15 protein-coding genes are annotated in these 16903 nt (G+C 39.5%); 9 read left to right on the forward strand and 6 right to left on the reverse strand.

All coding sequences use genetic code 11. The features are described from left to right. The first annotated feature begins 26 nt into the window (after window positions 1-26). The 8 genes from BM179_RS10510 to BM179_RS10545 all read left to right on the forward strand — a co-directional run bounded on the left by BM179_RS10510 (window position 27) and on the right by BM179_RS10545 (window position 6902). The gene (locus tag BM179_RS10510; protein ID WP_092016480.1) at window positions 27-698 is read left to right on the forward strand and encodes an SDR family NAD(P)-dependent oxidoreductase; all 672 of its coding nucleotides are present in this window, start codon (window positions 27-29) and stop codon (window positions 696-698) included. A 64-nt stretch (window positions 699-762) separates the two neighbouring features. Then, on the forward strand, window positions 763-1290 hold the full coding sequence (locus tag BM179_RS10515) for a VOC family protein (RefSeq protein ID WP_092016483.1): 528 nt from the start codon (window positions 763-765) through the stop codon (window positions 1288-1290). Between the two features lie 121 nt (window positions 1291-1411). Continuing rightward, a complete protein-coding gene (locus BM179_RS10520; protein ID WP_092016486.1) occupies window positions 1412-1996 on the forward strand; it encodes a Crp/Fnr family transcriptional regulator in 585 nt (194 codons plus the stop codon). A gap of 276 nt (window positions 1997-2272) precedes the next feature. Continuing rightward, entirely contained in the window at window positions 2273-2722 is a 450-nt protein-coding gene (locus tag BM179_RS10525; RefSeq protein WP_092016488.1) for a hypothetical protein, read from the forward strand. Window positions 2723-2840: 118 nt separating this feature from the next. Then, window positions 2841-3659 carry a PhzF family protein gene (locus tag BM179_RS10530; protein ID WP_092016491.1) on the forward strand — a complete coding sequence of 273 codons (819 nt, stop codon included), beginning with the start codon at window positions 2841-2843 and terminating at the stop codon, window positions 3657-3659. 199 nt (window positions 3660-3858) lie between these two features. Continuing rightward, on the forward strand, window positions 3859-4833 hold the full coding sequence (locus BM179_RS10535) for an aldo/keto reductase (RefSeq protein WP_092016493.1): 975 nt from the start codon (window positions 3859-3861) through the stop codon (window positions 4831-4833). Window positions 4834-4936: 103 nt separating this feature from the next. Further along, window positions 4937-5956 carry an SDR family NAD(P)-dependent oxidoreductase gene (locus BM179_RS10540; protein ID WP_092016496.1) on the forward strand — a complete coding sequence of 340 codons (1020 nt, stop codon included), beginning with the start codon at window positions 4937-4939 and terminating at the stop codon, window positions 5954-5956. A gap of 130 nt (window positions 5957-6086) precedes the next feature. Further along, complete coding sequence (locus BM179_RS10545; RefSeq protein ID WP_092016499.1) at window positions 6087-6902, forward strand: helix-turn-helix domain-containing protein; 816 nt, start codon at window positions 6087-6089, stop codon at window positions 6900-6902. A 114-nt stretch (window positions 6903-7016) separates the two neighbouring features. Here BM179_RS10545 and BM179_RS10550 read toward each other — a convergent pair whose 3' ends face one another. The 6 genes from BM179_RS10550 to BM179_RS10575 form a co-directional block, all read right to left on the reverse strand. Continuing rightward, on the reverse strand, window positions 7017-8429 hold the full coding sequence (locus BM179_RS10550; RefSeq protein WP_092016501.1) for a TolC family protein: 1413 nt from the start codon (window positions 8427-8429) through the stop codon (window positions 7017-7019). Beyond that, entirely contained in the window at window positions 8429-11584 is a 3156-nt protein-coding gene (locus tag BM179_RS10555) for an efflux RND transporter permease subunit (RefSeq protein WP_092016504.1), read from the reverse strand. The genes BM179_RS10550 and BM179_RS10555 overlap by 1 nt, the downstream gene beginning before the upstream one ends. A gap of 28 nt (window positions 11585-11612) precedes the next feature. Continuing rightward, on the reverse strand, window positions 11613-12764 hold the full coding sequence (locus BM179_RS10560; RefSeq protein ID WP_092016507.1) for an efflux RND transporter periplasmic adaptor subunit: 1152 nt from the start codon (window positions 12762-12764) through the stop codon (window positions 11613-11615). Window positions 12765-13071: 307 nt separating this feature from the next. Next, window positions 13072-13827, reverse strand: coding sequence for a LytR/AlgR family response regulator transcription factor (locus BM179_RS10565; RefSeq protein ID WP_092016510.1), 756 nt, complete (start codon window positions 13825-13827; stop codon window positions 13072-13074). Then, window positions 13824-14924 (reverse strand): sensor histidine kinase, encoded by a 1101-nt coding sequence (locus BM179_RS10570; RefSeq protein ID WP_092016513.1) that lies wholly within the window; start codon window positions 14922-14924, stop codon window positions 13824-13826. The genes BM179_RS10565 and BM179_RS10570 overlap by 4 nt, the downstream gene beginning before the upstream one ends. 387 nt (window positions 14925-15311) lie before the next feature. After that, the gene (locus tag BM179_RS10575) at window positions 15312-16292 is read right to left on the reverse strand and encodes a GlxA family transcriptional regulator (protein ID WP_092016515.1); all 981 of its coding nucleotides are present in this window, start codon (window positions 16290-16292) and stop codon (window positions 15312-15314) included. A 125-nt stretch (window positions 16293-16417) separates the two neighbouring features. On the opposite strand from BM179_RS10575, the gene BM179_RS10580 reads away from it, so the two are divergent. After that, window positions 16418-16900 (forward strand): SRPBCC family protein, encoded by a 483-nt coding sequence (locus tag BM179_RS10580; protein WP_218159199.1) that lies wholly within the window; start codon window positions 16418-16420, stop codon window positions 16898-16900. Window positions 16901-16903 lie beyond the last annotated feature (3 nt).

Here is a 16903-nt window from a genome sequence, read left to right on the forward strand (position 1 = left end):
TACAACTCGGATTCAATCTGTTAACTATGAACAAACGGGTTTTAATTACAGGAACAAGTAAAGGAATCGGCTTTGCACTGGCAAAAATGTTTTTAAACAATGGCTTCAGTGTTATCGGAACCTGCAGAACAGGTAAAATTGCTGAAATTACAAATCCGGAGTTTGATGTCCTGGCCTTAGATTTATCCAACCCTGACCGTATAAAGGAGTTTGAGAAAGCGTTTCAGAATAAAGGTATTTCGATAGACATTTTAATCAATAATGCCGGGATTGGCCCTGATTTAGATTCTGAATATCCGGATGAAGAAACATTTAAACAAACTTTTGAGGTAAATGTAACCGGAACAACATTTTTTACGGAATTGATGCTTAAACACATCAGCAAAAACGGAAAAATAATCAATATTTCTTCCAAAATGGGTTCCATAGACTTATGTGAGCTGGCAGATTCTGCTGCATACAGGATGTCAAAAACGGCCATAAATATGTACACAAAAATATTGGCAAACCGATTGGCCGGACAGCTGTCTGTGGCAGCGATACATCCGGGTTGGGTAAGAACCACCATCGCAAAAAGTAATGTAAACGGACGTCTTTCAGCAGAAGAATCAGCGGCGAAAATACTTGAATTTGTTTTAAGTAATTTCAGGACAGGAATATTCTGGAATGCAGAAACCCAGACGGAGTGCAAATGGTAAAGTAATATAAAACTTAGTAAAAGAATACAAGACAATATTATGTAATATTATAAATCTGAAGACCATGAAAAAAACATTAATTACCACATTGACACTTATGACGACCTTCGGACTTGGTTTCGCTTTCAACGATCTTGTTTCATCAAAATCTGCAGACAAGGAAAACGTCAGAAAAGTGACCGGAATTGGCGGTATCTTTTTTAAATGCAAGGATCCAAAGAAAATGAGAGAGTGGTACAAAATACATCTCGGTTTAAATACTAACCAATACGGAGCCGTTTTTGAATGGAGACAAGCTATTGATTCGACCCAAAAAGGATATACACAGTGGAGTCCTTTTAAAGAATCAACAAAATATTTTGAACCTTCAACGAAGGATTTCATAATCAATTACAGGGTTGTTAACCTTGAATCGCTTGTAGAAGAACTAAAAAAAGACAGTGTAACAATTGCAGACAAAATTGAAACAGCTGAATACGGAAAATTTGTCCACATTATTGACATAGAAGGAAATAAAGTGGAATTATGGGAGCCAAATGATATTGAATACGAAAGACTGGGAAATAAAATGGGAAGCAAGACCACTAAATAAGTTTTTTCCCTTTGGAAAATCTTTGTAAACAAGTAACAAATCAGATTGATTGTGGTATAAACCTGAATTTCGTATTTTAAATTTGCTTAATGAGCAAGCTTAAAACCCATATTTCAAAAACATGAAGCAATCGCTTAAACAAATTATTAAAACAACTATTTCTATTCCGGAAGAAGACATTGATTTTATGCTTGCATTATTTAAGCCATTAAGTCTTGGGAAAGAGGGTTATTTTTTAAAAGTTGGCAATCGCTGTAATCAGGTAGCTTTCATAAATTCAGGAATTTTAAGAAATTATTATCCTAATGAAAAAGGTGAAGAAACTACCTGTCATTTCGCATTGCCTAACGACTTTATTACTTCGTTCCCAAGTTTAACAACCAATAATCCTTCTACTGAAAATATACAGGCCTTGTCACCTGCGGAATTACTGGTTATTGACAAGCAAGATTTAGAAATGTTGTATGAAAAAATCCCGGCAACACAGGAGTTCGGTCGAAAAGCAGCTGAAAACCTGACCATTACTATGGAGAAAAGAATTGCACTTTTTCTCAATAATACCGCCGAAGAAAGATATCACTTTCTAATGAAGTATAATCCGATTCTCATTCAGACTGTCCCGCTTCAATATCTGGCTACCTACCTTGGTATTACTCCTCAGCATTTAAGCAGGTTAAGAAAAAACACTATCAAATCCGTTTTTTAACTTTTGTTCAGTAGAATGGGAGGCCGCAAGGAGACCTTTGTACCATTAATAACTTTTAAAAATTGGTACAATGCAAAAAATCAAAAAATCCTTATTCTTTATTGCATCTGCAATAATGTTGTGTAACGCTTCCTTTGCACAAGACAAAAAACCATTCCTTTATTCCAACAGAATCAGCATTTTAGCGGGTCTGATTCAGCCAATGGTATTAAAAGGAGGGAATATAGAAATTACCTACTTTAGAGTTTTGATTATTCACATGGCTTTTCTCTGGAAATGTCTGGCGGAACAATTACAGGTGAAGCAAAAACGCAAAAACTGGCGTACCATTTACCTTACTCAACAGGTTTTGGAATTGGCTATCGTTTTACATCATTTTTTGATGTACGCATAGAACCCAAAATACATAGCTGGGAAGTATATTACGATGGGGAAACTCAAAATCCTGCCAATCTTATAAAATCCTATAAAACCTATACTGTTGGCCTGGGAGCATATTATCGTTATATGCCTTTTAAAAAACAAGATAATTGGCTGCAAGGTATTACTACAAGTTCCAGTTTGCGTTGGTGGCCAAATGTAGCAAGCAGTCTGACAAATGACACTTTTAGCTATCATAATAAATTCAGCAATAACGATGAAGTTTTAAAAGTTTCCAACATCGGAATTTCAGGAACGCAATTTTTGGTTAATGTCAGTATTGGATATATTTTTGGAGGTAAATAGAAGTGGTCTGTCTATTGTGCAAAACTGAACTCCGGGATTTCAATTTCACCCGGTCAGTAAACCCAAAACTCCGGCCGTCATTTTAACATTAAGTGCATTTTAAATAACTGATTTCAGTATGAAAGTATTTATTGTTGATGCTTTTACAGATGAAGCATTCAAAGGCAATCCCGCAGGAGTTTGTCTGCCGGATACTGAATTAGATTCTGCAACAATGCAAATGATAGCAAAAGAACTTAACCTGCCGGCAACTGCGTTTTTATGGCCATCAGAGAACAACGATATAGCATATACGATTCGTTATTTCACACCTGCGGTAGAATTAGACTTTTGCGGACATGCCACACTGGCTTCTGCAAAAGTCATTTTACATCATTTGAACAAAACCTCAGTTAATTTTTCGGCAAACTACCAACTGACAATACCTGCAAGCAGTCAAGGTGAAAATATTAAGATGGCATTTCCATTGTACGAAACTTCTGATTTTATACCGGACAAGGCACTTTATGAAGCCTTCGGCATTGAAAATGCCCTTAAGACAAAATTTGCCGAAGAACTGGATATGCTTATTATAGAAGTGGCTGATAAAACAACATTAATTAATATCAAACCCGACTTTACCCGGGCGGTTCAGACATCCGGGGTTGTAAAACAGGTGGTTATAACTGCAAAATCACAGGATTCAGATTATGATTTCTATTCCAGGTCTTTTTGTCCCTGGTTGGGAGTTAATGAAGATGCCGTAACAGGTGCTTCACATGCTGTTTTAGCAAAATACTGGGGCAATATTTTAGGCAAAAAGGAAATGCTTGCCTATCAGGCATCTGAACGTGGCGGTTTTATGCGCTTAAAAATTATCAGTGACACAACACTTGAAGTAATAAGCAACGCCAAAATTATATTCGAAGGAAGAATGCCTGAGCATTATTTAGTTTAAAATCTTCGTTTGTCTAAGGCCTGTGCAGCCTTTTCTCCATTTTCAAATCTGACATTTATGCATCAGTAATATTGGTAAGTAATACCGTAATATATATAACAAAAGATCAGGCAACAGACTAGAACTTTGTAATGGTAAAAACGCAGGAATTCTGCCGAAATTATCTGAATATAATTATTGATTATAAAAGCAATGTCAAATGAAAAACAGGAAATTAGGAAATAGTAATCTTGAAGTGTCGGCCATTGGCCTTGGCTGCATGGGAATGAGCTTTTCATACGGCACACCTCCCGATAAACATGATATGATCTCATTGCTTCGTGCCTCAGTAGAACGGGGAATAACCTTTTTCGATACCGCCGAAGTATATGGGCCGTTTGCCAACGAAGAATTACTCGGGGAAGCTTTGTCTCCTTTCCGCAATCAGGTAGCCATTGCCACCAAATTTGGGTTCAGGATAGAAAATGGGGCAATGAAAGGAGTTGACAGCCGACCTGAAAATATCAGAAAAGTTGCTGAAGCTTCATTAAAACGCCTTAAAATCGAAGTTATCGATCTGTTCTATCAACACCGTGTTGACCCAAATGTTCCTATAGAAGAAGTAGCAGGAGCTGTAAAAGACCTGATTACTGAAGGGAAAGTTAAACACTTCGGGCTTTCTGAAGCCGGTGCTCAAACTATTCGCAGGGCTCATGCAGTTCAACCGGTAACTGCTCTGCAAAGTGAATATTCTCTCTGGTGGAGAAAACCTGAAGAGGAAGTAATTCCAGTATTGGAAGAGCTGGGTATCGGTTTTGTGCCTTACAGCCCTCTGGGAAAGGGTTTTCTTACCGGTAAAATTGACGAAAATACTTCCTTTGAAAGTACTGACTTCCGGAATTCATTACCCCGGTTTACACCTGAGGCCCGGAAAGCGAACCAGGACCTGGTGAGTCTGCTTGAGAATATTGCTAAGCAAAAGAACGCAACACCTGCTCAGGTTGCCCTGGCCTGGCTGCTTGCTCAGAAGCCATGGATCGTTCCGATTCCCGGTACAACCAAACTGCACCGTCTGGAAGAAAACCTTGGAGCAGCTGCCATAGAGTTAAGCTCCGACGACCTTCTTCAGATCGGAAGTATAAAAGTGGATGCTCCCCGATATCCTGAACAGCTGGAAAAAATGACTGGTCTTTAATCGGTCAGAAGCCTGACATTTTAAACAAAGTAAGTTGACGTTTTAAACAAAATAGCCTGACCACTATACTCCTAATTTTGTCCTATCAATTAAACTTAAAAAAATGGGACAGAATAATTATCAGGGAGCATTACAACAACCCGTCGGTTCAGGATTTAACGCAACCTCAACTGCAAATGATGTAATACAAGGCATTGACCTTAAGGGAAAAGTCGTAATTGTGACTGGCGGTCATACCGGAATCGGTTTGGAAACTACCAAAGTTCTTGCCTACGCAGGAGCTACGGTAATTGTTCCTGCCAGAGATACAGATAAGGCACAAAAAAACCTGAAAGGTATCGACAATGCAGAACTGGAAACAATGGATCTGATGAATCCGGATTCTATAGATGCGTTTGCAGAAAAATTTCTGACTTCCGGCAGACCGCTTCATTTGCTGATCAACAATGCCGGAATAATGTGGGTACCTTTACGCAGGGACTTCCGTGGTTTCGAATCACAATTAGTGACCAATCATCTCGGGCAATTTCAGCTTACAGCAAGACTATGGCCTGCCCTGAAAAAAGCCAATGGAGCAAGGGTGGTAAATGTATCTTCTTTCGGGCATCAGATGGCTCCTTTTAACTTTGAAGATCCGAATTTTGAAAATCGCGAATACCACACTTTGCAAGGATATGGGCAATCAAAAACAGCCGGTAATTTATTTGCAGTAGAACTAGACAGTCGCGGAAAGTCTTTTGGAGTCAGAGCATATTCATTACATCCTGGAAACGTAAACGGAACGGATCTGGCAAGAGAAGAACCTATAGAATTATTCAAACAAATGGGAACGCATGATGAGGAAGGAAACCTTAAACCAGAGGTTGCTGCACGCCTGAAAACTATTCCGCAAGGGGCTGCCACTACAATCTGGTGTGCAACAAGTCCTTTACTCAATAATATCGGCGGAGTGTATTGTGAGGATGCAGATATCGCAGAGCTGGATCTGGGAAATATAGAACACAGATATGATGATCCTTCAACAATCCGAGGAGTACAGCCTTATTCGTTGGATGAAGCAAATGCCAGACGGCTCTGGAATTTAAGCGAGGAAATGACCAGCATTGCATTTCCGGTAAATTAAGCTAAATAATCAGCTATTTGCTTATCTCCTGTAACCTCATCATACAAATTGATTAAGCAATAAAACAAAGCATATTTTTGTTTTATTGCTTAATTTAGGCAAATAAAATTCGCAGCAGACCCTCGACAGGATGGAACATGTATCAAAGTATTTGACTCAGGATATTAAACTTTCCAGCTATGATGATAAATTATTTAAATCAGACCTGATGTTTGACGATCATATGCTGATCTGGTTCATTTCCGGTGAAACCAAAATTGTACAGGCTGATGTCACTTTTCTTTTTAAAACAGGAGATATTTTTCTGATTCCGAGAAATCAACTTGCCACCATTATCAATTATCCTAAAAACGGATTGCCTCATAAAACTGTGGTCATGCATTTATCAGCAGAACGGTTAAAAAAGTTTTATGAGAAAATTGAGATCAGTAACAAGATCACACCTGAGCAAAAAATATATAGTTTCAGTAATCACCCCTTACTGGAAAGCTGTCTGACTTCTTTAATTCCGTATTTCGACCTGGAAGGAGATTTTCCGGAAGAAATCGCCTCTTTAAAAATTACGGAAGCCATCAGTATTCTGAGAGTAATAGATAAAAGTATTGACAATGTACTGGCAAATTTTGATGAACCAGGCAAAATTGATTTAATCAGTTTTATGGAACGTAATTTTATGTTCAATATGCCCATGGAAAAACTGGGCTACTTAACCGGCCGCAGTTTATCAACTTTTAACAGGGATTTCAAAAAACTTTTCCGTACAACTCCTCAAAAATGGCTGACAGAAAAAAGACTTGAACTGGCATACTATCATTTAGCCGGAAAAAAGAAAAAGCCAGCCGAAGTATATCTTGAAGTAGGTTTTGAAGATCTCTCTCATTTTTCCTATGCTTTTAAAAAGAAATACGGATTAGCCCCTACCCAATTGCCTGCTCATATTGATTAACGTCATTTAATCATTCCTGAATTATCAATCTGAACTTTACTTGTCCGGATTTGTTAAAATAAGGGAGAAAATCCCTTCCGAAACCTCTCCCCTTTCAACTTTATTACAGTTTAGCTATTCAACACCTCCACCCAAAGCTCTGTAAAGATCAGTAATGGCATTCAGATGATCCATTCTGATATTTATTGCTTCCAGGTCGTTCTGCAGCCTGTTATTCTGGGCAGTAATTACTTCCAGATAGGTAGCCATACCGCTGCTATACAATTTTATGGCATCGCCGGTTGCTTTTTGCAGTAAACCGGTTTTTTCCTGCACCAGATTCAGTCTTTCCGAAGCTCCTTTATATTTAGCCATGGCATCAGAAACCTCGTTAACAGCCGTCATTACAGATTGTCTGAATTGTATTACTGTCTTTTCCTGTTCCAGAACAGCCGTTTCATAGGCTGTTTTCAAGGCTTTTTTCTGAAATACCGGTTGTGTTAAATTTATTGCCAGTGTCTTTGTTACTGAGCCGGGTAAGTCAAACCAATTACTGAATTTCAGGGAATTTACCCCTACTTGCGGACTCAGACTGAAACCTGGATACATATCAGCCTGAGCCAGTCCTGTCTTAGCATTGGCTGATACTACGGCATATTCTGCGGCTTTTACATCAGGCCTGCGGCTAAGCAGCTGTGCCGGAACACCGTAAGCCAGTATTTGTTCCGGCATAACACCTGACAGACTGCCGGAACGGGTTATGCTGTCAGGATAACTGCCACATAAAATACTTAATGCATTTTCCTGAACCTCAATATTCTGCAAGGCAAGCGGCACTAATAATTCTGCAGTCTTTCTCTGCGCTTCTGCCTGATTCAATGCAAGAGAATTGATCTGACCAGCCTGATATTGCAGCCGCATCATTTGCAAAGTACTGTCGCTCAGCAAAATATTCTGCCGGGCGATCTTCAATTGTTCGTCTAAACCGACCAGATTATAATAAGCTTGGGCAACCTGAGAAATAATCCGGGTTTTGAGTGCCGACAAATGTTCTTTTTGTGCAAAATAATTAGCTTTTGAGGCATCTTTATGCATTTTTACTTTCCCCCAGATATCTGCTTCCCAGGAAAGACGAAGTGATGCATTAAAGTCATCCAGATAAGTTGTACCGACAAACTGCTCACTCAATGAGCCATTCAGTGTATTTTTAGACTGCCAGGCACGGCTGGCCCCTGCATTCAAATCAAGGGCAGGCAACAGACCAAGTTTCGCCTGTTTGAAAGCCAGTTCCAGCTGTTCTATATTCTTTAGGGCAGTCGCAACTTCATTATTTTTCTCCAATGCCTTTTCAATCAGTTTTATCAGTTGCGGATCCCTGAAAAAAGCTTTCCAGGGAAGTTGTATGGTGTCAGCTGTTACGGCAATATGATTACGGTACGTTTCCGGCAGATTCATTTCTGGTCTTGCATACTTCCTGCTCAATACGCAGGAAGACAAACCGATTGTCAATGCAAAACCCAGTATCATATTTTTATTAATTGACTTCATTATTGTTCATTTACAGGTTGAATAACTACTTGCTTGCTGCCGGATACTTTTTCCTGCAAGTATTGGAAAAGGATAAAGAGCAAGGGGATGACGAAAATACCAAGCACCACACCACTTAACATTCCCATTGCGGCACTGGTACTGATAGACCGGTTACCGGTTGCTGTACCGCCGGTAGCAATCATCAGCGGAATCATTCCTGCAATAAATGCCAGTGAAGTCATAATTATAGGGCGCAGCCTAACTTTGGCAGCATCTAAAGCAGCCTCTCTGATTGACAAGCCGTAACGTCTCCTTTGTACCGCAAATTCTACGATCAGAATGGCATTCTTTGCCAACAAACCAACCAGCATTATCAGACCAACCTGCACATAAATATTATTATCCAGGCCAACAAACTTTATACCAAGATAGGCGCCTAATATTCCGGTAGGAATGGATAAAAGTACAGCCAATGGCAACAGATAACTTTCATATTGTGCAGCCAGAAGGAAATAGACAAACAAAAGACATAAGGCCAGGATGGCCACTGTCTGATTACCGGCTGATTTTTCTTCCAGACTCAGACCCGTCCATTCATAGCTATAATCTGAAGGAAGTTTACTCAACACCGGTTCCATTCTTTCCATTAATTCTCCGTTACTTACACCAGGCAAGGCATTCACATTGATGGTCACTGCATTGTAAAGGTTGTATCGACTAACCGATTCAGGGCCGTAAACTTTATGCAGAGATACCAGGGATTTTACAGGAACCATTTGTCCCTCAGCATTTTTGACAAATATTTCATTGAAAGCCTGTTCATCCATCCTGAACACGCCATCTGCTTTAATATTCACCCGATAGAATTTCCCGAATCTTGAAAAGTTGAGCGATTGATCTCCGGAAAAATAAGTCTGAATGGTAGCTAACATCCCGCTAATGCTTACGCCCATTTGTTTGGCTTTGTCTTCATCCACCTCCAATTCAAGCTGAGGATAATCTGCCCGAAAAGTAGTATAGGCAAATTGCACACCCGGTACCTGAAATAACTCACCGATCAGCGCATCTGCTCTTACTTTCAACACCTCTGGCGCACGACCCATACGATCCTGGAGTACAATTTCTGCTCCGCTGGCAATACCATATCCATCAACCGGAGGCATTCTCAGAGCCATTACAGAACCTTCTTTAATTGCGGATAGCTTTTCATTAACGATCCCCATCAATGCATCTATGTCTTTAACTTTCCCTCGTTGATTTTTAGGTTTAAACTTCACAAATCCTACTGCATAAGCTGGTCCGGTGCTATTGCTCAACATATTGAATCCCGTAATTGCAGTATTATCCTCTATAGCCTCCACCTCAGAAAGCAGCTTATCTATTTTTTGAGTCACCTCTGTTGTAGGACCTAATGCCGTTCCGGGAGGCATTGAGAGCGAAAAGATGAACATTCCGTCATCCTCTAATGGCACAAAACTCTTAGAGGTGCTTAACATCGCCCAGGCAGCAATAGAAATGACAGCCGTTACAAAGCCCGCTGCCAGCCATTTTCTTACGGCAAAGAAACGGATACCTTTGATGTACCTTCCTGTAAGATTATTGAAACCGGCATTGAAGGCTATGAAAAAGCGTTTTCCAAAACCTGCTTTCTGAAGATTATTTTCATGGTCATGATTGTGGGTATTTTTCAGCAAAAGTGCACAGAGAGCTGGTGTCAGCGTGAGGGCATTTACTGCTGAAATAATGATCGCAATAGCCAGCGTGTAGGCAAATTGTTTGAAAAATATCCCAGCCGAACCTGTCATAAAACCAATAGGAATAAACACTGCCGACATCACCAAAGTAATGGAAATTACCGCACCGGTAATTTCACTCATAGCGCTATGAGTAGCCTCTCTCCCCGTCATGTCTGTCCGCTCCATTTTATTATGCACCGCCTCCACTACCACAATGGCATCATCTACCACTATACCAATGGCAAGTACCAGGGCAAACAATGTGAGAATATTGATTGTAAATCCAAAAACGAGCAAAAAGAAAAACGTTCCCACAATAGCGACCGGAACAGCTATCGCCGGAATAACAGTTGAGCGAAAATCCTGCAGGAAAAGGAACACCACAATAAATACCAGAATAAATGCTTCAATCAGGGTTGATTTCACCTGACCTGTAGCTTCATCCAGTTTTTCCTTGGTACTCATAAGTTTTGAAAACTTTACCCCGGGAGGAAAAGATTTCGAAAGCCGTTGAATCTCCTTATTGATACCTATTTCAATTTCATTGGCATTAGAACCTGTTGTCTGTAAAATAGCTATCGTCGCAGCATTCCTGCCATTTGATTTATTATCACCACTGTAAGAGATAGAGCCAAATTCTACACGTGCCACGTCTTTGAGACGAACCACATTAATCCCGTTATTTTTGACAACAATTTCATCGTATGCTTCCGGAAGACTTTTCTTTCCTTTATAACGGATGACATATTCCAGCGCAGCGTCCGACTCCTCCCCCAGCTTCCCTGGCGCAGCTTCAAGGCTCTGGTCAGCAATCGCATTCGTTACATCAGCTGGTACCAGTCCGTAGCTGGCCATCTTTCTGGGATTTAACCAGATACGCATTGAATAATCCTTACTGCCAAATACCTGCGCCTGACCTACCCCTGGTACCCTTTTAATCTGTGGAATGAGGTTTATATTGGCATAATTCTGCAAAAATTTCTCGTCATATTTTTTATTATCTTCAGTGTACAGGTTGAAGATCATAATCATACTGTTTTGCTGCTTGGAAGTAGATAATCCCATGCGAATTACTTCCTGTGGTAATATTGCCGTAGCCTGCTGCACACGGTTCTGTACGTTTACCGCAGCCTGATCGGCATTGACGCCCTGTTTAAAAATGATGGAAATGGAGAATGATCCATCATTACTTGCGGTTGATTTTATATACTGCATATTTTCCACTCCATTAATCTGCTCTTCCAAAGGTGTCACTACAGAGCGGATAACGGTTTGGCTGTTACCTCCGGGATAAGAGCCGGATACGGTAACGGTTGGTGGTGAAATATCCGGAAAACGGGTAACGGAAAGCCGGCTAAGGCCCAGAATTCCCAGGATAACGATCACGATAGAAATAACCGTTGCCAGTACAGGCCGGTCTATTATTTTCTTCAACATAACAATGTCTTATTGTACCAGTTATAAATTATTTTGAGAGGGAGTTTGATGAAATCATCTTAGGTTCTACCTGCATACCGTCGTTCAGCACATCTATGCGGTTTACCGCAATCTTATTACCTGATTGCACTCCGGATTTTACCAGATAATGATTTCCGGAACTACCTGCGATTTCTATCGGAGTCATGGCAACCTTATTGCTGTCAGCCAGCCTGAATACAAAGAACTTGTCCTGTATATCTTTTACACTTCCCATTGGCAGACTCAAGACGCCGTTCAGTGTCTGATGAATCACTACACGTCCTGCCCCACCGGAACGCAGTAACTTATCAGGATTGGGAAAGACGGCTTTCATGGTCATACTTCCTGTGGCCCTGTCAATATTGCCACTTGCTGCTTCCAGATTTCCTTTATGCCCATATACCGAACCATCTGCCATTACTAATTCTACTTTTCCTGCAACAGTTTTGTCAGCTTTATCAGCTTTTTTAAAAGCAACAAAATCTGCCTCGCTCATTGAAAAATAAACAAATACGTTATTAATTTCGGATAAACTGGTAAGTGGTGCTGTATCACCCGGGGTCACTAAATTGCCGATTCTGTTCGGAATCCGGCCAATATAACCGCTCACAGGAGCTTTTATTAATGCAAAACCTGCATTAATTTGTGATGAACTTAAAGATGCTTTTGCCTGTGCCACCTGCGCACTTGAAGCTTCATAACCGGACTGAGCGGTTTTCAATTGCATCTCCGACACAACTTTACCCTCCACAAGCGGCTTTATTTTTTCTAATTCCAGTTTGGCATTGGCCTGAGCTGCCAAAGCTGCCTTCAGGGCAGCGCTGCTATTGTTAACCTGCTCATTAAACACTTCACTTTTGATTTTAAAAAGTGACTGTCCTTTTTGTACGTAATCGCCTTCCTTCACATAAATTGCTTCCAGATAACCTGTTACCTGAGCTTTGATGTCCACATTTATACTCCCTTCAATGGTACCCGGATAAGTAGTTTTTACTGCTGTACTTCCACTGTTTAATTCAATAAAATCCGTTGCCTGAGGAGGCATTTCCTGATTAATCTGCTGATTACTTTCTGAACCACATGAGGTAAGCACAGTAGTAGCCGCAACCATCAGGATAGCACAGCTTATTTTAAGGCACGTAGTTAGTTGCTTTGTCATTTTCTGTTGAATTATTTGATAATTAACAGCAAAGAAAAAGGCTAATTTCCCCTCTGAGGGGTGTAAACTGACTGAAGTGTATTAATTAAGAACTGAAATGATTATTTCGTAAACCGAAAAGTCGGATGTTAGTGAGTGATCAGAAATGATATTTAATGAAGCAGGACAGGCGATTCACAGGAAAACAACGAAGCCCTGAACAATATGTCAAATGCATTGTAACAGGGCCTGAATATTCTGTCAGGTTCTTATAGCAAAATGTTTCAGTTTTGCCATAAAATACCTTTAAACTATCTCGTGAATTTATTCAATAATCCATCCATGCTTTGAATACAGGAGCTTTCTCCCTGCTGATTAAAATCTCTAACTCAGGGTTTTTCTTTAACTCAACTTTAAGTTTTCCGTTAAAATAGTTATGTACCTGAAGGATATCATCTACATGAATAATAAACTGCCTGTTGGCACGAAAAAAATACTTGGGATTGAGCTGGCTTTCCAGTTCTTCCATTGTTTGAGGGATGATTTCCTCTTTTCCATTATCGAGTTTTGCCCTTGTAATTTTCAATTCTGAATAAAAACAGGATATTTCACTTACCAGAACTGTTTTGTATCCGTCTCTGTAAGGAAGCAGGAAGCGGCTTCTGAACTCTTTAGGCTGTAAAAAATTCATCAGTCCTTCTATTGATTTGTGCTGTTCTGTTTGGGTAATACTTTCCAGCTTTTCAAATGCAGCGGCCAATTCTTCCTGTTCAACCGGTTTTAATAAATAATCAACGCTGTTAAATTTAAAGGCCCGTACAGCGTACTCGTCATAGGCAGTCGTGAAAATGATAGGGCATTTCAGCTCTATTTTTTCAAAGATGTCAAAACTTATCCCGTCTGCCAGCCTTACATCCATCATTACCAGGTCAGGGTTATCATTTCCTGAAAACCAGTTTACACTCTCCGAGACAGTCTCCAACACAGCCAATATCCGGGCATTAGGTCTTAATAATGCGATAAGCCTTTTAAGCCTGTCTGAATTAGGCTTTTCATCCTCGATAATTAAAATATTCTTTATCATAATCTGATTAATGGAATAGAAACAGAAAACAGCAACGGATTACTGGTTATTTTAGGCACTCTGTCGCACAAAAGTTTGTACCGATGAATGATATTATTCAAGCCGGTGCCTGACGAAAGTACTTTTCTCTCCAAAGGGATAAAAGAATTGGAGACAACCAATTCCAGATTATTATTACTTTCTATAGTAATCTTCAAAGGATTATCCTTTAGGGTTTTATTATGCTTCAGCGCATTCTCTATAAGCAACTGAAGGGTTAAGGGTGGCAGGTATAAATTATAAAAACCCTCCTGAATATCTATTTTAAAAACGACTCCACTGCCTGCTCTGTGTTTTAAAAGAAATATGTAAGCATTCAGGAATTTTATTTCCTCCTCAAGCGTAATCATGTTCTTTTTGGAGTTAACTAACAAATACCGGTAAACCTTTGAAAAATTTTCTGCATAATTATAACCAAGCTGCTGGTCTTCCAGAATCAGTTCAGAAAGTACACTGAGGTTATTGAACACAAAATGCGGGTCAATCTGTAGTTTCAGGGCCTGAAGTTCTGCCTCCACGGCCGCCTGCTTATGTTCAGCTGCCTTTAATTTATGTTCAGCAGCTTCCATAGCAGAGTTTTTCCAGTTATGAATTAAGTGGTTTCCGGTATGAATAGTACTCAGCATCAAGGCTACAATAATACTCACCACGCTCCAGTGCCAGTTTACAATTTCCGCCTCCATTGAACTCATACCATCCTCAGGATAAGCATTCATCAGAATAAAAATGTAATTCTGTATCAAAATGATGAAGAGTACTGAAGCAATGTTTAAGGTGGTTTCAGTAAATAATCTATTAATCGGTTTTTTGGTCCAGGGTAATCTTTTATTCAACTTTGTATTGATCAATATACTTGTCTCTGAAATGATGACACAGAAAAACAGGGTAACCACCCATTCCCCGATAAGCATGAGCGGTGGATGCTCAAAATAACCTACCCACATTGCTGAATAAGGATTCAGTAAATATGAAATAAGGTACAACATTGCAAAAGCAAATAATACCAGCGCAATCCGCATGGCTTTGTTATTGGGAAATATGTGCCTGGTTGCTTCCATACTGTAAAAATAACTGATCTATCGTCCATTTACACGATAACATCTTTCGTAAGCTTTCCGGATTTTCTTTTTTGTTTCAGAAATAATCCGGGACAAATTTGTCTTTTTCTTTTCAGAATTCACTGAATTGCCAGATACTTTCATGGCTGCAAAAACGAAGTTTCCCATTATTCCAATGAATATATAAAAATCAAAGTTGAAGCATTTAATTTTCCGAAAAAGCTTTTATTACACCTAAGCGTCAGAACTTAGCGCTCAATACGCTGAATCGGTGACTGAAGCTAAAGTGGGCTGTGAGACACAGGCCATGGTGAAGGCAAAGAGACAGACATAGCGCAAACTCGTATGATAACCAGCGTCATCTTTTGCAAATCAGGCATTATGCTGTTAAAGCGTTGCCTCTTTATTGTATTTGCTCCGGTATTCCAACGGTGACATTCCGGTAATTTTCCTGAATACTTCACGAAAAGCTTTCACATCCGAATAACCAACTTCATACATCACTTCATTAATGGTTTTCCGACTGGTTTCAAATGCTTTTTTAGCAGATTCTATTTTTACTCTTTGTAAATATTCAACAGGTGTATTTCCGGTTGCTTTGATAAATCTTCTGTCAAAATTTCGTCTGCCTACAGAAAACTTTGAAGATAAATGCTCAACGGATATTTTTTCATCCAGTTTACTTTCAATATAGGCCTGTGCCTGCCGAACCATTTCATCTCCATGTAACTTCTGGCCTGTAAATATGGTAAATGCCGATTGGCTTTGCCGGTCCATTTCAATCTGAAATACTTTAGAACAGAAAATAGCTGTTTGTCTGTCATAGTATTTTTCTATCAGATAAATAATCAGGTTCAGGAAAGAATAGGCACCACCATTGGTATAAATCCCTTTTTCATCTGTAATCAATTTATCTGTCTGTAAATTCACCTGTGGAAACATATTCCTGAAGTTATCTGCAACAGCCCAGTGTGTCGAACAACTTTTTCCATCCAGTAAACCGGAAGAAGCCAGTAAAAATGCACCGGTACATATACTTGCCACTTCAGCACCGTTTTTATACTGCTGCTCCACCCAGTCAATCAGTAACTGGTTTTCCTGTACTGCTTTTCTGTAATTATGATTTAACGAAGGAATAATAATGAGATTTGTCTTACTGATGGCTGAAATATTAACATGCGGTTTTACAGAAAACAATCCGTCATAGAATTCGACTTCTTTGGAAATACCTGCCAGTTGAATGGTAAACAATTCATTCCTGCCGGATTCCTTCCAATATGCATTGGCTCTTGTAAATATCTTATAAGCACCTACAATGCTGCTTAAATTGTTCTCCCCCTCAGGGACTATTATCGTCAGATGCTGCATCGCTTTTTTTAAAACAAAGATAAATATTTACTTTGTCCAAATCAACCCGTCAAAATGTCCATTTTACACCCTTTGCAAGTAATATTCAGACAATATCTTTGTTGCATAAAACTCACAAAATTAACATGGAAATAGCTGCATCAGATTTTACCACTACCTTATCGGTAGATCAATCTCCCCGGGAAGCCTTTGAAGCCATCAATAATATTTGCGGATGGTGGTCAGAGGATTTTAAGGGTAATTCGCAACAGCTGGATGACGAATTTGAGGTACGCTTCGGAGATATGCATTATTCAAGACAAAAATTAACAGAAATAATTCCGGATCAGAAAATTGTCTGGCTTGTTACAGATAGTTTTTTAAGTTTTCTTAAAGACAAAAGTGAATGGACTGGCACCATTATTACTTTCGAAATTTCTGATCAGCATTCCAAAACACAAATTCTGTTCACTCATAAAGGTCTGGTTCCTGAAATTGAATGTTTCCAGAGCTGTTCGGGTGGATGGAATCATTATTTACAGGGCAGTTTATTGAACTTTATAGCCAAAGGCGAAGGAAAACCTAATGTTTTAAGTCAGGAAACAAAAGATAAATCAACAAAAAAATAAGAT

The sequence above is a fragment of the Pseudarcicella hirudinis genome (assembly GCF_900115665.1).
Taxonomy (GTDB): domain Bacteria; phylum Bacteroidota; class Bacteroidia; order Cytophagales; family Spirosomataceae; genus Pseudarcicella; species Pseudarcicella hirudinis.